This is a genomic window from uncultured Escherichia sp., from assembly GCF_948475835.1.
Classification (GTDB): domain Bacteria; phylum Pseudomonadota; class Gammaproteobacteria; order Enterobacterales; family Enterobacteriaceae; genus ECMA0423.
Genome location: NZ_CAOLGM010000026.1, coordinates 1 through 15267, shown reverse-complemented (window position 1 = coordinate 15267; position 15267 = coordinate 1). Strand labels below are relative to the sequence as shown.

15 protein-coding genes and 1 pseudogene are annotated in these 15267 nt (G+C 50.5%); 3 read left to right on the top strand and 13 right to left on the bottom strand.

All coding sequences use genetic code 11. The features are described from left to right. Positions 1 to 122 precede the first annotated feature (122 nt). Together QZF50_RS07545 and dsbG are read right to left on the bottom strand one after the other, a co-directional pair. Positions 123 to 1025, bottom strand: coding sequence for a LysR family transcriptional regulator (locus QZF50_RS07545; protein ID WP_000002452.1), 903 nt, complete (start codon positions 1023 to 1025; stop codon positions 123 to 125). 208 nt (positions 1026 to 1233) lie between these two features. Continuing rightward, positions 1234 to 1980, bottom strand: coding sequence for a thiol:disulfide interchange protein DsbG (gene dsbG / locus QZF50_RS07540; protein WP_001342038.1), 747 nt, complete (start codon positions 1978 to 1980; stop codon positions 1234 to 1236). Positions 1981 to 2351: 371 nt separating this feature from the next. On the opposite strand from dsbG, the gene ahpC reads away from it, so the two are divergent. Both ahpC and ahpF read left to right on the top strand, forming a co-directional pair. Then, positions 2352 to 2915: an alkyl hydroperoxide reductase subunit C gene (ahpC, locus tag QZF50_RS07535; RefSeq protein WP_000052796.1), complete on the top strand. Its 564-nt coding sequence runs from the start codon at positions 2352 to 2354 to the stop codon at positions 2913 to 2915. A gap of 170 nt (positions 2916 to 3085) precedes the next feature. Next, complete coding sequence (gene ahpF, locus QZF50_RS07530) at positions 3086 to 4651, top strand: alkyl hydroperoxide reductase subunit F (RefSeq protein WP_061892180.1); 1566 nt, start codon at positions 3086 to 3088, stop codon at positions 4649 to 4651. A gap of 99 nt (positions 4652 to 4750) precedes the next feature. Here ahpF and uspG read toward each other — a convergent pair. Next, positions 4751 to 5092 (bottom strand): annotated as a pseudogene (gene uspG, locus QZF50_RS07525) (universal stress protein UspG); the annotation flags it as partial. 220 nt (positions 5093 to 5312) lie between these two features. Between uspG and QZF50_RS07520 the strand changes: the two are divergent. Then, positions 5313 to 6551, top strand: coding sequence for a zinc-dependent alcohol dehydrogenase (locus tag QZF50_RS07520; protein WP_000646150.1), 1239 nt, complete (start codon positions 5313 to 5315; stop codon positions 6549 to 6551). A gap of 3 nt (positions 6552 to 6554) precedes the next feature. On the opposite strand, the gene yldA is transcribed toward QZF50_RS07520, so the two are convergent. From yldA to citC, 10 genes are all read right to left on the bottom strand, one after another. Continuing rightward, positions 6555 to 6644: a small membrane protein YldA gene (yldA, locus tag QZF50_RS07515; RefSeq protein WP_000796528.1), complete on the bottom strand. Its 90-nt coding sequence runs from the start codon at positions 6642 to 6644 to the stop codon at positions 6555 to 6557. 137 nt (positions 6645 to 6781) lie between these two features. Beyond that, positions 6782 to 7192, bottom strand: coding sequence for a nucleoside diphosphate kinase regulator (gene rnk, locus QZF50_RS07510; RefSeq protein ID WP_000089731.1), 411 nt, complete (start codon positions 7190 to 7192; stop codon positions 6782 to 6784). A gap of 229 nt (positions 7193 to 7421) precedes the next feature. Further along, positions 7422 to 8228 carry a ribonuclease I gene (gene rna, locus QZF50_RS07505; protein WP_001331449.1) on the bottom strand — a complete coding sequence of 269 codons (807 nt, stop codon included), beginning with the start codon at positions 8226 to 8228 and terminating at the stop codon, positions 7422 to 7424. 113 nt (positions 8229 to 8341) lie between these two features. After that, positions 8342 to 9805, bottom strand: coding sequence for a citrate/succinate antiporter CitT (gene citT, locus QZF50_RS07500; RefSeq protein ID WP_000050323.1), 1464 nt, complete (start codon positions 9803 to 9805; stop codon positions 8342 to 8344). A gap of 50 nt (positions 9806 to 9855) precedes the next feature. Next, the gene (gene citG, locus QZF50_RS07495) at positions 9856 to 10734 is read right to left on the bottom strand and encodes a triphosphoribosyl-dephospho-CoA synthase CitG (RefSeq protein ID WP_000062457.1); all 879 of its coding nucleotides are present in this window, start codon (positions 10732 to 10734) and stop codon (positions 9856 to 9858) included. Beyond that, the gene (gene citX / locus QZF50_RS07490) at positions 10709 to 11260 is read right to left on the bottom strand and encodes a citrate lyase holo-[acyl-carrier protein] synthase (RefSeq protein ID WP_000550424.1); all 552 of its coding nucleotides are present in this window, start codon (positions 11258 to 11260) and stop codon (positions 10709 to 10711) included. The genes citG and citX overlap by 26 nt, the downstream gene beginning before the upstream one ends. 3 nt (positions 11261 to 11263) lie before the next feature. Further along, positions 11264 to 12796 (bottom strand): citrate lyase subunit alpha, encoded by a 1533-nt coding sequence (citF, locus tag QZF50_RS07485; protein WP_000192245.1) that lies wholly within the window; start codon positions 12794 to 12796, stop codon positions 11264 to 11266. Positions 12797 to 12806: 10 nt separating this feature from the next. Then, entirely contained in the window at positions 12807 to 13715 is a 909-nt protein-coding gene (gene citE, locus QZF50_RS07480) for a citrate (pro-3S)-lyase subunit beta (RefSeq protein WP_000622357.1), read from the bottom strand. After that, positions 13712 to 14008 (bottom strand): citrate lyase acyl carrier protein, encoded by a 297-nt coding sequence (gene citD / locus QZF50_RS07475; protein ID WP_000700703.1) that lies wholly within the window; start codon positions 14006 to 14008, stop codon positions 13712 to 13714. The genes citE and citD overlap by 4 nt, the downstream gene beginning before the upstream one ends. Positions 14009 to 14022: 14 nt before the next feature. Then, entirely contained in the window at positions 14023 to 15081 is a 1059-nt protein-coding gene (gene citC / locus QZF50_RS07470; protein WP_000467687.1) for a [citrate (pro-3S)-lyase] ligase, read from the bottom strand. Positions 15082 to 15267: the final 186 nt, after the last annotated feature.

Sequence of the window (15267 nt, the reverse complement as noted above, 5' to 3'; positions counted from 1 at the left end):
AGGGTGATCAGTGAGATAAGTCTGTTAATTATAAAGTAAACACTGTAAAGCAGAGTGTTTTATTTTTCATTCGCGCTGTGAATAAATAGATGAAAGTTATAGTAGCTGTCTGTAGTTATATATCAAAAACTCTCATTTAGACGGTCAATAAATCGGGAGAACACCAAATTATTTAAAGAAGATTTATTATAGGAAATGTAAAGCTTTATTGAAGGTAACGGATGTTCTAGTTTTATCTCTTTTAAATTAAGAAAGTCACGGTAGGAATTATAAAGTTCATAGGGGACTATTCCCAGTAAATCTGTAACTGCAATGCTATTAATGATTGTCAGCAAAGAGGAACCACGAAATGAGATTTTGCGATTCATAAATCTCTCGTCTATTTCCATTTGAATATCATCAACCCCTGCTGATTTAGATATTAATTGGGTGAACTCTTCTGCCATAATTTGTTCATAAGTGCTATTGTCAGTAATTCGTGGATGCCTATTACTACAAATTAGAGTATTGCGAATCGTATGCAATGGCATGCAAATGACGGAACGGCTGATCACTGGCATTTGGGTGATCACCAGATCGGCTTTGCGGTGAACCAACAGTTCTTCAGCATTCTCTGCTGACATGAGGATATCATGGCACTCAATCTCGACAGAGGCATCTTGCCGTAGGCAGCGGATCAGCATACTATTATTAGAGCAAGAAATGAGCTGAGGGCCGTAAATAATAAAGTTTTTCTTTAGTTCGGACTTATTGACTATATTAATTGTTTGTTCAAGGCCTTTGAGGTTTTTCTCAAGATGGTGATGCAGATTCAACCCTGTTGTCGTCGGCGCGATACCTTTTCCTGAGCGAATGAATAAAGGGTCATTAAATTGCGCACGTAAGCGTTGTAACGACTGGCTCACGGCTGATGGGGTGATATATAGTGATTCAGCAGCTTTGCTAATGCTTAAATGCTGGTAAATACACTCAAATATGACAAGAAGGTTTAAGTCGAACTTTTTCAAGTCGTAGAGATTGGCCATACACTACTCCGGTTATATTTTTCTTCCATGGTATATTCACTTAATCAATGTTTTTTGCGTATATATTTTTATTGATTATATTTTTTTGCTTAACTCAGGATTAAGTTTTTCTAAAATAGCATAGCCACTTAGGGCAGAGCGAGCAATTCATGCTTTTTTAGGATGGTTGAAAAGCAGGGATGTATTTCAACCATCCATGAATTATCTTTTATTTATTCCCCATAATGATATTAAGCGTTTTCTGATCGGGCAACCCCACGGCCTGTTGCAGCGTATTTTCCTTACTCATGTAATAGATCGCTGGTGTGACATTTGCCCCCAGATCGTCCATGAGTTTCTCGTTGGCGCTTAACACTTTCATTTGTTCTGTACTTACGTTTGCAGGCACGTTTAGCTTAAGCTTGCCACCAGAGGATTCATATTCTTGCCAGGTTTTTGCGGGATCTTTGGAGGCAAGAATTGCCGCTGCTGTCGCCGGGCTTTCTGGCTTGATAACCCCAACCAACAATGTTCTTAATTGCACTTTGCCAGAATCTACCCACGGGCGCGCCTGCTGCCAGAACTGTTTACAATATGGGCAGAACGGATCGGCGAACACGTAGACAATGACCGGCGCATCTTTTTTACCGTCGAGGAGCCAGTGGGATTGTTCCATCCGTTGCCACATTTCGCGTCCGGCTGGTGCGTAAATTTCTTTTTCGATAAGTGTGTTACTCAGGTTTTCACCTTTCTCGTTGTACATGTAACCAGAGATAGCGTGCTTACCATCTGGAGTCAGGTAGATGGTGACGCCCATATCCTGATACTTTCCGAGATAACCTTTCATTCCTCCGGGGGCATCGAATGTTTTGATGATTGTAATGCCCTGTTTTTCAATCGCTTTTACTGGAGCAGGAAGTTCCTCTGCGAAGGCGATTGCAGGAAGCAGAGCCAGTAAAAGTATCTTTTTTAACATTAATTTGTCCTTTTCAGTCAGTGCAAAAGTCGAGTAAAAGGCATAACCTATCACTGTCATAGGTAAGAGCTTAGATCAGGTGATTGCCCTTTGTTTATGAGGGTGTTGTAATCCATGTCGTTGTTGCATTTGTAAGGGCAACACCTCAGCCTGCAGGCAGGCACTGAAGATACCAAAGGGTAGTTCAGATTACACGGTCACCTGGAAAGGGGGCCATTTTACTTTTTATCGCCGCTGGCGGTGCAAAGTTCACAAAGTTGTCTTACGAAGGTTGTAAGGTAAAACTTATCGATTTGATAATGGAAACGCATTAGCCGAATCGGCAAAAATTGGTTACCTTACATCTCATCGAAAACACGGAGGAAGTATAGATGTCCTTGATTAACACCAAAATTAAACCTTTTAAAAACCAGGCATTCAAAAACGGCGAATTCATCGAAATCACCGAAAAAGATACCGAAGGCCGCTGGAGCGTCTTCTTCTTCTACCCGGCTGACTTTACTTTCGTATGCCCGACCGAACTGGGTGACGTTGCTGACCACTACGAAGAACTGCAGAAACTGGGCGTAGACGTATACGCAGTATCTACCGATACTCACTTCACCCACAAAGCATGGCACAGCAGCTCTGAAACCATCGCTAAAATCAAATATGCGATGATCGGCGACCCGACTGGCGCCCTGACCCGTAACTTCGACAACATGCGTGAAGATGAAGGTCTGGCTGACCGTGCGACCTTCGTTGTTGACCCGCAGGGTATCATCCAGGCAATCGAAGTTACCGCTGAAGGCATTGGCCGTGACGCGTCTGACCTGCTGCGTAAAATCAAAGCAGCACAGTACGTAGCTTCTCACCCAGGTGAAGTTTGCCCGGCTAAATGGAAAGAAGGTGAAGCAACTCTGGCTCCGTCTCTGGACCTGGTTGGTAAAATCTAAATTTCCTTCGTCTTTCGCGCTACCAACTCCGGCGCGAAATACTTCGGAAATTCACCTAATTCTTCGGGTGCTGCGGCACCCGATTTTCTTCCCCGCACCATGATGCAAGCTGCATCCAGGTAGCCGCAGAGGCCGCTTGCATGATGATGTTTAAAGCCCAGGAGATAAACATGCTCGACACAAATATGAAAACTCAACTCAAGGCTTACCTTGAGAAATTGACCAAGCCTGTTGAGTTAATTGCCACGCTGGATGACAGCGCTAAATCGGCAGAAATCAAGGAACTGTTGGCTGAAATCGCAGAACTGTCAGACAAAGTCACCTTTAAAAAAGATAACAGCTTGCCGGTGCGTAAGCCGTCTTTCCTGATCACCAACCCAGGTTCCAACCAGGGGCCACGTTTTGCAGGCTCCCCGCTGGGCCACGAGTTCACCTCGCTGGTACTGGCGTTGCTGTGGACCGGTGGTCATCCGTCGAAAGAAGCGCAGTCTCTGCTGGAGCAGATTCGCCATATTGACGGTGATTTTGAATTCGAAACCTATTACTCGCTCTCTTGCCACAACTGCCCGGACGTGGTGCAGGCGCTGAACCTGATGAGCGTACTGAACCCGCGCATCAAGCACACTGCAATTGACGGCGGCACCTTCCAGAACGAAATCACCGATCGCAACGTGATGGGCGTTCCGGCAGTGTTCGTAAACGGGAAAGAGTTTGGTCAGGGCCGCATGACGTTGACTGAAATCGTTGCCAAAATTGATACTGGCGCGGAAAAACGTGCGGCAGAAGAGCTGAACAAGCGTGATGCTTATGACGTATTAATCGTCGGTTCCGGCCCGGCGGGTGCAGCGGCAGCAATTTACTCCGCACGTAAAGGCATCCGTACCGGTCTGATGGGCGAACGTTTTGGTGGTCAGATCCTCGATACCGTTGATATCGAAAACTACATTTCTGTACCGAAGACTGAAGGGCAGAAGCTGGCAGGCGCACTGAAAGTTCACGTTGATGAATACGACGTTGATGTGATCGACAGCCAGAGCGCCAGCAAACTGATCCCGGCAGCGGTTGAAGGTGGTCTACACCAGATTGAAACAGCTTCTGGCGCGGTACTGAAAGCACGCAGCATTATCGTGGCGACCGGTGCAAAATGGCGCAACATGAACGTTCCGGGCGAAGATCAGTATCGCACCAAAGGCGTGACCTACTGCCCGCACTGCGACGGCCCGCTGTTTAAAGGCAAACGCGTAGCGGTTATCGGCGGCGGTAACTCCGGCGTGGAAGCGGCAATCGACCTGGCGGGTATCGTTGAGCACGTAACTCTGCTGGAATTTGCGCCAGAAATGAAAGCCGACCAGGTGCTGCAGGACAAACTGCGCAGCCTGAAAAACGTCGACATTATTCTGAATGCGCAAACCACGGAAGTGAAAGGCGACGGCAGCAAAGTCGTTGGTCTGGAATATCGAGATCGTGTCAGCGGCGATATTCACAACATCGAACTGGCCGGTATTTTCGTCCAGATTGGTCTGCTGCCGAACACCAACTGGCTGGAAGGCGCAGTCGAACGTAACCGCATGGGTGAGATTATCATTGATGCGAAATGCGAAACCAACGTCAAAGGCGTATTCGCAGCGGGTGACTGTACGACGGTTCCGTACAAGCAGATCATCATCGCCACTGGCGAAGGTGCCAAAGCCTCTCTGAGTGCTTTTGACTACCTGATTCGCACCAAAACTGCATAAGAAGAAGTAAGATTCACCTGCAATTGCTTAGCCGCCGGGGTCAAACCTGGCGGCTTTTTTATGGCATTAAAAAGCCCTGCCGGGATGGCTCCGGGCAGGGCGAGAACCAATAACTACAACATCAGCCCCCAGTTCTTCTGCCAACTCATTGACTTCATCCCGCACGCTACCAAAACGGACATGTTGTTTAATGCGGGAAGGATCGATGGTGAAGTGGCTGACCATCGTTTGCAGACGTTCTTCTGCTTCATGTTGCAGATGCTCTTCAAAACGACGCACATCAGCGGCAAAACGGTGCAGGCTCAGGCTGGCTGACCCGGGTAGTACGTGAAGTAGATGAATAACTCCGTCATCCTGGGCGAGGAATTCAGCGTGGCGAACAGCTTTGTCGCTCAATTCCATTTCAAATACATCAACTGGCATAATGATTGTCTTATACATAACCCTTTCTCCCTGTTAATCATGAACAAATCATTCGCCATGATTATAATATTTATCCCTGATATTTGTCTGGTTCTTTTTCCTTACGAACGGTTTCTGTGATTAATATATTCTCACTGAACACCAGGAATTCTCCCAAAACCTGCGGTACCGCCCGTTTTCCCGCTGTGATAGCTACCCTTAAAGACTGACTCTTTTTTGAACTGTCTCTGGAGGTTGCATGAAAGCATTGACTTATCACGGCCCACATCACGTTCAGGTAGAAAATGTTCCCGATCCGGGCATTGAACAGGCAGATGATATTATTCTGCGTATTACGGCAACGGCGATCTGTGGCTCTGACCTCCATCTTTATCGAGGCAAAATACCCCAGGTTAAACATGGCGATATTTTTGGTCATGAATTTATGGGGGAAGTCGTTGAAACCGGAAAGGACGTAAAAAATTTGCAAAAAGGCGACCGGGTGGTAATTCCGTTTGTCATTGCTTGTGGCGACTGTTTTTTCTGTCGAATGCAGCAATATGCCGCCTGCGAAAATACCAATGCGGGTAAAGGCGCTGCGCTCAATAAAAAACAGATACCAGCTCCCGCGGCATTGTTTGGTTATAGTCACCTGTATGGTGGCGTTCCTGGTGGACAGGCGGAATATGTCCGCGTCCCTAAAGGGAATGTGGGGCCGTTTAAAGTACCGCCTTTGCTTTCAGATGATAAAGCCCTTTTCCTTTCTGATATTCTGCCAACGGCATGGCAGGCAGCAAAAAATGCGCAGATCCAACAAGGTTCAAGCGTTGCAGTCTATGGTGCCGGTCCAGTGGGATTGTTGACAATCGCCTGTGCACGGTTGCTCGGTGCGGAACAGATTTTTGTTGTTGATCATCATCCCTACCGCTTGCGTTTCGCCGCTGACCGCTACGGCGCGATCCCGATTAATTTCGATGAAGATAGCGATCCGGCACAGTCAATTATTGAACAAACGGCAGGTCACCGGGGCGTGGATGCAGTAATAGACGCCGTCGGTTTTGAAGCGAAAGGCAGCACCACGGAAACGGTGCTGACTAACCTGAAACTGGAGGGCAGCAGCGGTAAAGCGTTGCGCCAGTGTATTGCGGCGGTCAGGCGTGGCGGCATTGTTAGCGTACCGGGCGTCTACGCTGGATTTATTCACGGTTTCCTGTTTGGCGACGCCTTTGATAAAGGGTTGACGTTTAAAATGGGACAGACCCACGTTCACGCATGGCTGGGAGAATTATTACCGTTAATTGAGAAAGGATTACTGAAACCAGAAGAAATTGTTACCCACTATATGCCGTTTGAAGAGGCCGCCCGGGGATATGAGATTTTCGAAAAACGTGAAGAGGAGTGCCGTAAGGTGATTCTGGTACCCGGTGCACAAAGCGCAGAGGCGGCGCAGAAGGCGGTTTCAGGTCTGGTGAATGCGATGCCGGGGGGAACAATATGATCGTCAGGAGTGGTTTTCGAGGTAAAGGACAGCCATGACGATAATCGCCGCCATAATCAGAAATCCTATCAGGATGTAAAATGCTTCTGCCATGGTTATTCCCACAAACGAAACGGAATAATTTTGCAGCAAAAGTGAACAGTGAGAACCAGGAAAAATTGCTGATTTTGCGTAAAGAGGATGCGCGTGCATCCTCTGGGCAAAGCGAGTTATCGCTTGTGCAGATGGGATTAAAGCAGGTAGTCGCCAGCAGCTTCTGGCTGGTATTCGAGTTCCAGCACTTCAAGGTGGGTTGCAACGCCGCCCGGAAGTTCCCAGTGAATGGAATCGCCAACGCGCAGCCCCAGCAGTGCGGCACCTACCGGAGCCATAACGGAAAGCTGAGTATTGCTATCGGTCATTTTTGCCGGATACACCAGCGTGCGCACACGCACTTCGCCATCGCTAAGATTGCGGAATTTAACCCGGCTGTTCATTGTCACCACGTCGTGTGGCATCTCTTCTGGCGAACACATTTGGGCGCGATCCAACTCTGCGTTTAACGCGTCGGCGATTGGCAAACCAGCATAGGCGGGTTGCTCCAGCAGAATATCGATGCGTTCGGCATCCAGGTCGTTAATGATGATAGTTGGTCTGGACATTTTTACTCCATGTCGTCGGTACTGCGAGTGTCGCAGATAAACATACCCAAAAGAAAACCCTCACCGTCAGGCGGCGAGGGTTTAACTCACATGATGATACTGACTGTTGCTCACTCTTTGAAGTGATTTGCGTCACATTCAGGGAATTCCTCAATGCAGCGCATTATGTATAATTCTTAATCGTCACGGTTTATGGAAGACGAATTAGCGTGTTTTGTAAATCAGATGATTAATAACCCACTTTATCAATCACAAAGGTTTTGCCACAGTTGCCTGGGTGTGGTTGTGGCAAGAATGAGTTTGCAGAAAGCGGAGCGTTGATGGCGTCAGCTTTGATCGAGATCTGAATTTCAGTCAAATACGCAGGGTTACCCTGGCACGTTAGCTTAACTGCTTTCACGTTCTCTTTTCCCCAGCTTTTGGCAAAGGCGGCGTCAAAGTCACGGCGGCTCACTGTTTTACCGTAATTATCCGCAAGGAATTTTCCGGCTTCGCTCTCTTTAATTTCTTGATTCAGGCGTACCATCGTACCGAAGTATGCGTCCGGATCAAAACCAAAGCAGGCACCGTGTTTGGCATATTCGTAGCGTTCCAGGCAGGAACGTCCGCCAGCTCCTGGCATGACTTCACTTAGTTTAGCGGCCGTTTCCAGTGATAACCCGGTTTCCGGCGATGAACACATTCGGCTGGCGCGTGCTTCTGGTAGATTCGGGATTGGGCGAGTAGCGCAACCGAAGCGCATCCAGCGGCGTTCATCAACACCACGGGCAGCAACCGATTTAGGCAATCCTGGCCACAGACCATGTACGGTCAGAAAATCAGCTTTGTTGGTCGTTTCGGTTTGCAGGCGACATTCATCTCGTTCGTTACGATTTCGATCGTGTTGACTCTGGCAAAATCCGGTTTGCCAGGAGAGGGCCAGGACATAGCGATCAAAATCGCCATACTGTTTTGCCTGCAACGCTACGGCGTTGGCAGAAGAGAAGGGAAGCAGAGAAACCGCGAGCAACGCGGCGTTACGCCAGAATGCTTTCATAATGGGTGTGGAACTCATACATACACTGAATACTATCTATTAAATCATAAAAAAGCCCGCCAGGTGGGCTAACCTGGCGGGCGTGATGATTTATTCAGCGTTTGGCGAACGTATTAGTTCCACATGGCGAGAATCGGCCAGCCAACCAACAGCAACATAGAGATGTAAATCACCCCGAAGATTGCGCCAAGACGCCAGTAATCTTTTGATTTCACATAGCCACAGCCGTAAATAATCACCCCAGGACCGGTTGCATACGGCGTCAGACAGCCCATGATACCGATAGACAGCACCAGCAGGATACACAGTTGTTCCATTGGTACGCCCGGAATACCTTTACCGACGGCCAGAATAACCGGCAGCATGGTTGCGGTGTGCGCAGACAGGCTGGCAAACAGGTAGTGTGCAAAGTAGAACACCAGAACCAGTACAATCACCGTTGCGTTTGGTGAGAATCCTTCCAGGTGCGTACTCATGGTACCGGCGAACCAGTCAATAAAGCCAGAACGAGTCAGGCCGTTAGCCATCACAACCAGAGTTGCCAGGTTGACCAGCGTGTTCCATGCGCTGTTATAGCGGGTAATATCTTTCCAAGGCACAACGTGCAGGGCCAGCATTAGCGAAACTGCCAGCAGACCAACTGCAGTAGCATTAATGACTTCACTGCCAAAAACCCACAAACCTAAGCTGAGCAATACAAGGCCAATCAGTGTCCACTCTCTGCGTGTCAGCGCACCCATGGTTTTCAGTTCATCACCCGCCCAGGTTGCCACTTCTTCACTGTGTGTGATTTCCGGTTTGTACAGCACGTAGGAAAGCCACGGCGCAATGATAAGCAAGATAACCCCAACCGGCAGGAAGCAGAGGAACCACTGCAACCAGCTAATCTGGATACCGGCAATTTTGCTGACGAACTCCAGACCCAGCACGTTTGGTGCCGCACCGGTGACAAACATGGACGAACTCAGACTGGTACTAATGACCATCATCCACATCAAATAGCCGCCAATACGACGCGCGGACGGATCGTTGGGGAATGATTTAAACAACGGCGGCAGGTTTTTAATGACCGGAAAAACCGTACCCCCGGTACGCGCGGTGTTGGACGGTGTAAACGGTGCCAGCAGAATGTCGATAATGACAATCGCATAACCCAACGTCAGCGTGCGTTTGCCCATGAATTTCACCAGGAAAAGGGCAATGCGACGACCTAACCCGGAAACTTCATACCCTAATGCAAAAATAAATGCGCCAAATACCAGCCATACCGTGGTGCTGGAAAAACCAGCCAGACCCCATTTCAGCGCCTGTTTTTGCGCATTAAACGCTGGGTCAGCTAATTCTTTGGCATCAAAGAGCAGGTAATTACTGCCAATAACGCAAATAGTAACCGCAATAAAACTGATCGCTGTTGCCGGAATTGGCTCGAGGATCATGCCGACAATCATTGCCACAAACACAGCGAAGTAATGCCATGCCTGTGGTGGCATACCGTCGGGGACAGGGATAAGAAACATGACACCCATCACCACCAGTGGGGCCAATAGTTTCCATATATTATCTTTTGCTAAAGACATACGGGTTCTCCGAAAATTAATATTTTCAAATTTATCAAGTGCTTAAATAATTAAATCTGTGCTAAAAACCAGGTAAGGATCAGCAGGTCGGCACTGCCGCCTGGACTGAGATTTCGTTCGATACACTCCCTGTCGAACTGCCGGAGATAATCGAGATCGGCGGGGGTTCGAATGCCCCCTTTTTGCAATAATGTTTGCGCCTCGCGCTGTAGCCAGCGCAGGCCCCCCTCGCCACCGCGCGAAGCAACGTTGGTATCGCCGTTGATCGCCATCAGTAGGAGCAAGGTATCGAGCAATGCCAGTTCAGGATCTAACCCCTGATCCAGCAGAGTGAGGTAATGCGGCAAGGCGTGGTTGATCACCAGTGGATAACCCGCTTCGGCTTCACCGCGTGCGCCGGTAAGGCCAAGCTGCTGGTACAACCGTTGACCTGCCGTCAGTTGTGAATTATTGGTACGCAGTTCGCGATCGGTCAGACCACGGCAGAAACTTGCCGCCGTAGAACAAACGGTTGTTGGCGTTACCGGCTGGTTGAGCTGAAGCAAACGGCCAATTGCCGCACATAGCAGCCCTAAAGAAAAAATGCTGCCTTTATGCGTGTTTACGCCCGCAGTGGCGCGGAACATATCACCTTCGCAAGCCATACCAATTGGGCGTAATCCGTGAAGTACCGCTTCCGGTGCCATTTCTGCACTACAGGCACCAAATTCAATGAAACGGGGTAACCAGCCCTGAATCGCCAGCGCGCTGCGGTGGAAATCTTCCAGCGCCATATCTTTGTGCGCACCGCAGTTAATGCGATCCACGAGGCCTGGTTTCGGTGACAGATTGACTTCAGTCAGCATGGCGCGCCAGCCCAGCAGGGCGTACTCATCGATTAATGACGTCGCAAGCTTTGTGGTTTTAGTTGACGTTGCAGGCATCGACATCGTTCAGCAGTGCCTCCATGCGGTTGAGTAAATCGGTCAGTTGATGGGTTTTTCCACGCGCGCAGACGGCTGCGCTTTGCTCGCACAACAGGCAGCTGCGAGGCGGCAGTGAATAGTCGCGGCGGGAGAGAATTTCGCCTTCGGGCGTCAGGACATCGATATCCCATAACCGCCCGAGAGGATGACTATGTTCAAGCTCAATGGTGGCGAGCTTGAGGTCGCGAGCCGGGGCGGCAATGCTCAACATACCCTCCGGCCCGCTGGCGGAAACCAGTGCAGCCTGCTCCTGAATTTGCCAGCCCTGTTTTGCGGCTAAGGCACGCAAGGCTGTCACGCCATGATTAAAAATTCGGCGTGTGACCTCACTGTCTTTAATCGGCCCAGGCGCAACCACGGTAAAGGAGACCAGTGGAACAGGATGGCGCTTGAGCCAGACGTGTTGCCGTGCTTGCCTTTCATCCCGGCTGACGAGCAGCTCGGGAATTGACACCGCATGGTGGCTGGCGAGTTCAGGAAGCAGGTGCATGGCTTATTCCTTCACCTGATGCACAACATCGATCACCGAGCCATCGCGGTAACGCACAACGGCAACGACGCGGTCGGTGAATTCAATCGGCTGTGGTTCACCGGTCAGCAGACGCGCACGTTCGCGCAGCCACTCAATGGAAACCACTTTAATGCCCGCTTCCTGCAGACGTTCTGCCAGTTCCGGACGTGCCGGGTTAACTGCGATACCGTGGTCTGTGACCAGAATATCGACACTGGAGCCCGGGGTGATGCAGGTCAGCACGTTATCCACCAGAGTCGGAATACGACCGCGTACCAGCGGCGCGACGATGATGGAAAGCGCAGAGGCAATCGCGGTATCGCAGTGACCACCGGAAGCACCACGCAGTACGCCGTCAGAGCCGGTCAGCACGTTAACGTTGAACTGGGTGTCAATTTCCAGCGCGCTCAGTACCACCACGTCGAGACGATCAACCGATGCGCCTTTCGAACCCCAGTTAGCGTACTGGTTGGCGCTGATTTCGATGTGATTGGGGTTACGGGCCAGCGATTGCGCAGCATGGCTGTCAAAGCTCTGTACATCCAGCAGTTTGCGGATCAGACCTTTTTCGTGCAGATCAACCATCGTCGCGGTAATACCACCGAGGGCGAAGTCGGCGCGAATATCGCGGCTACGCATTTTGTCTTCCAGGAAACGGGTTACCGCCAGCGATGCGCCGCCGGTGCCGGTTTGCATGGAGAAACCTTCTTTGAAGTAGCCTGAGTTGACAATCACATCCGCAGCGCTACGGGCAATAAGCAGTTCGCGCGGGTTAGTGGTCATACGGGTAGCACCAGCGCCGATTTTTGCAGCATCGCCAACGCGATCAACTTTGACGATTAAATCAACCTGATCTTGCTCAATGCTTGCCGGATTATGCGGATAAGGCAGCAGTTCTTCGGTAAGCATCACAACCTGTTTTGCGTTGTCGGCATCAACCATTGCATAGCCGAGGGAGCCGCAGCAGGCTTTACCGGTGTAGCCGTTGGCATTACCGAATTCATCACAGGACGGGACGCCGAGGAAAGCCACGTCGATATTCAGTTCGCCGCTCTGTACCAGATGCACGCGACCGCCGTGAGAGTGGATTTGCACCGGTTCTGCCAGCAGACCACGGGAGATCTCTTCCGCCAGTGGACCGCGCAGGCCGGAGGTATAAATGCGGGTAACCACGCCCTGGCGAATGTGTTCTACCAACGGCGCATGGCAATCACTCAGGGAGCTGGACGCCAGGGTCAGGTTTTTAAAGCCCATCTTCGCGATGACGTCCATCACCATATTGACGGTCAGGTCACCGCCACGGAAAGCGTGATGGAAGGAAACCGTCATGCCGTCCTGTAAACCAGAGCGACGAATCGCTTCTTCCAGGTTGGCGCACAGTTTGCGATCGCGCGCTTTTTCAGCCTGGTAGGTTTGCTTTGGCGAGTTCTGGAAAGCGGCAAGATCGCATTCAGCGCGACGATTCCAGGCCGCTACCCGTTCTTGTCGTTGAGATTGTTCAATTTTCTGCGTCATTTTGATTGCCTTATTCTTCGCGGATGCCGGAAAGTTCTGCACGAGAGAGCACCAGACGGGCGCGATCGATAACCGGACCGTCCACCATCTTGCCGTTCAGGGAAACCACGCCGAGGCCTTCGCGAGCGGCGGCTTCAGCGGCTTCTACGACGCGGCGGGCGTGATCCACTTCTTTCTGGGTTGGTGCGTAGAGGTTGTGCAACAGATCAATCTGACGCGGGTTGATCAGCGATTTGCCGTCAAAGCCCAGCTGTTTGATGTGGGCGGCTTCTTGCAGGAATCCGGCTTCGTTGTTAGCGTCGGAATAGACGGTATCGAACGCCTGAATACCCGCAGAGCGCGCGGCCTGCAAAATGGAACAGCGTGCGAACAGCAGTTCAGTTCCTTCCGGGGAGCGTTCTGTACGCAGGTTGCGCACATAGTCTTCTGCACCGAGGGCGATACCGATCAAACGCTCGGAAGCGTGAGCGATTTCCACTGCGCGGGTAATGCCCAGCGGAGATTCAATCGCCGCCAGCAGGCCGGTGCTGCCGGGTTCACGACCACAGGCTTTTTCGATACGCAGGATCTCTTTTTCGATATCCAGAACATCCTGAGCGGTATCGGTTTTCGGCAGACGCACAACGTCCGCACCACCGCGAACGACGGCTTCCAGGTCGTTGACACCCCATTCGGAATCCAGCGCGTTGACACGCACAATGGTTTCAATATCGCGATACAGCGGATGTTGCAGCGCGTGGTAAACCATGCGGCGGGCGGTGTCTTTTTCACGCAATGCTACGGAGTCTTCGAGGTCAAACATCAGGGCATCAGCCGGGTAGATGAAGGAGTTGCTGACCATCGCGGCATTGGCACCAGGCACAAACAACATGCTGCGGCGGGTGCGAGTTTTACGTTGTTGCAGCGAAGCGGAAATCATTGGCAATCCTCCCATGGCAGAGCCGGGATACCGCTGGCGCGTGCCAGCAGGGCTTCCAGTCGTGCACGTAAAATGCAGTCCAGTGCGCCTTTGTCATCGACATTCAGCTGTACGCCGCGCACGTTGTAGCGGGCGAGAACGTCCAGAATGGTGGTGCGAATTGCATCGCCAAACTGTTTCTCAACGCTGCTATTGATTTGCAGGTCGATATCCTGCGTATCGAGTGGGGCGATGCGTATCATCACATCCCCAGACTCAAGGGTGCCTGCAACGGCGGGCTGGTTTATTTTCATTTTTCACCTGTTTCTCATGCGGGGGTCTTTTGACGAGCTGCCGCGTCCTGGCGGGAGTGCTCAAGCAGGTTCTGCAAATAATGCAGCGTGACTGCAGGGACCAGCGGCGCGATAGCCGTGAGATCGTTTTTCGCCAGCAGTTGACGTACCCGGGAAGCGGATATCGGCATCTCCTGGTAACGCAGCCGCTCAATTTCAACCAGTTCGATGGGCGGTGCGGAGATAGTCGGCGTTTCCAGCCAGTAGCGCATATCCTGGTTGTACTGGGCGGTAACGCGACAAAAGGGTTCAGTACCGACAAAGCGGTGAGTTACACCCAGCGCGGGAGCGAGGTACTGACGGAAAATCTTCAGATCAATTTCGGTGTAACAATGGTTAATGACGCTCTGTTCTTTAATGAAGTAGCAAGGGAACGTAGCGCGGGAGATGATGTATTCGGAGCCGCGATGCACAGTCAGGCGTGGAATATCGGCGGTGCCTTTTAACACCAGATCCAACCGGTCTTCATAGGGGAAGCGTGAAGAATCTTCTTTGACTAAAAACAGATGCAACCAGTCGCACTGTGCCGCAGCTTGTTGAATCAGATAACGGTGACCATTCGTGAAGGGATTGGCGTTCATCACAATGCAGCCAATCTTGTTCCCTGGATGACGAAATTTTTTCAGCGATTCGGCATAGCGTTTCAGTCGCGTGGCGCTGTTTTCCATCAGCACCATCACGCCGGGTACGCAGGTCAGCGTGGAAAAACCGCACTGGCGGAACAGCGCCTCGTATTCGGTTTTGGTATAAATAAACAGATGCGTGCTGTGCCGCTCATAGGCGAGGTTTATCAGTTCAGTGGCTAATGTCAGCGCCAGTCCTTCACCGCGAACGGATTCACTGATAGCAACGCATTTAATAATATTTCCGGCAATTCCACCGCACGCGATAAGCTTTTCATCGCGGGTTACGGTAATAAATACTTCGACTGTGGTGTCAACGCTCAAATCATTTTCATGCAGGAATTGGGCGATTTCCGCCATTTTTTTATTTTCTGAACGTTTTACGCGGGTGAAAATATCATTGCCGAACATAATAAATAGTATCCTGAAGGTGCATGTTGTTATCGATTTGCAACGAATGTTGTTCAATGTTGCAAACTGATAACCTTTTATTTTCACTTGGGAGAAAGGGGGGTGATCGAGGTATATCTTTTTCTCCTTTCGCTATACATCCTAAGGAGTATTTCGGCGTGAAATTTTGATTTATTTCACATAGAG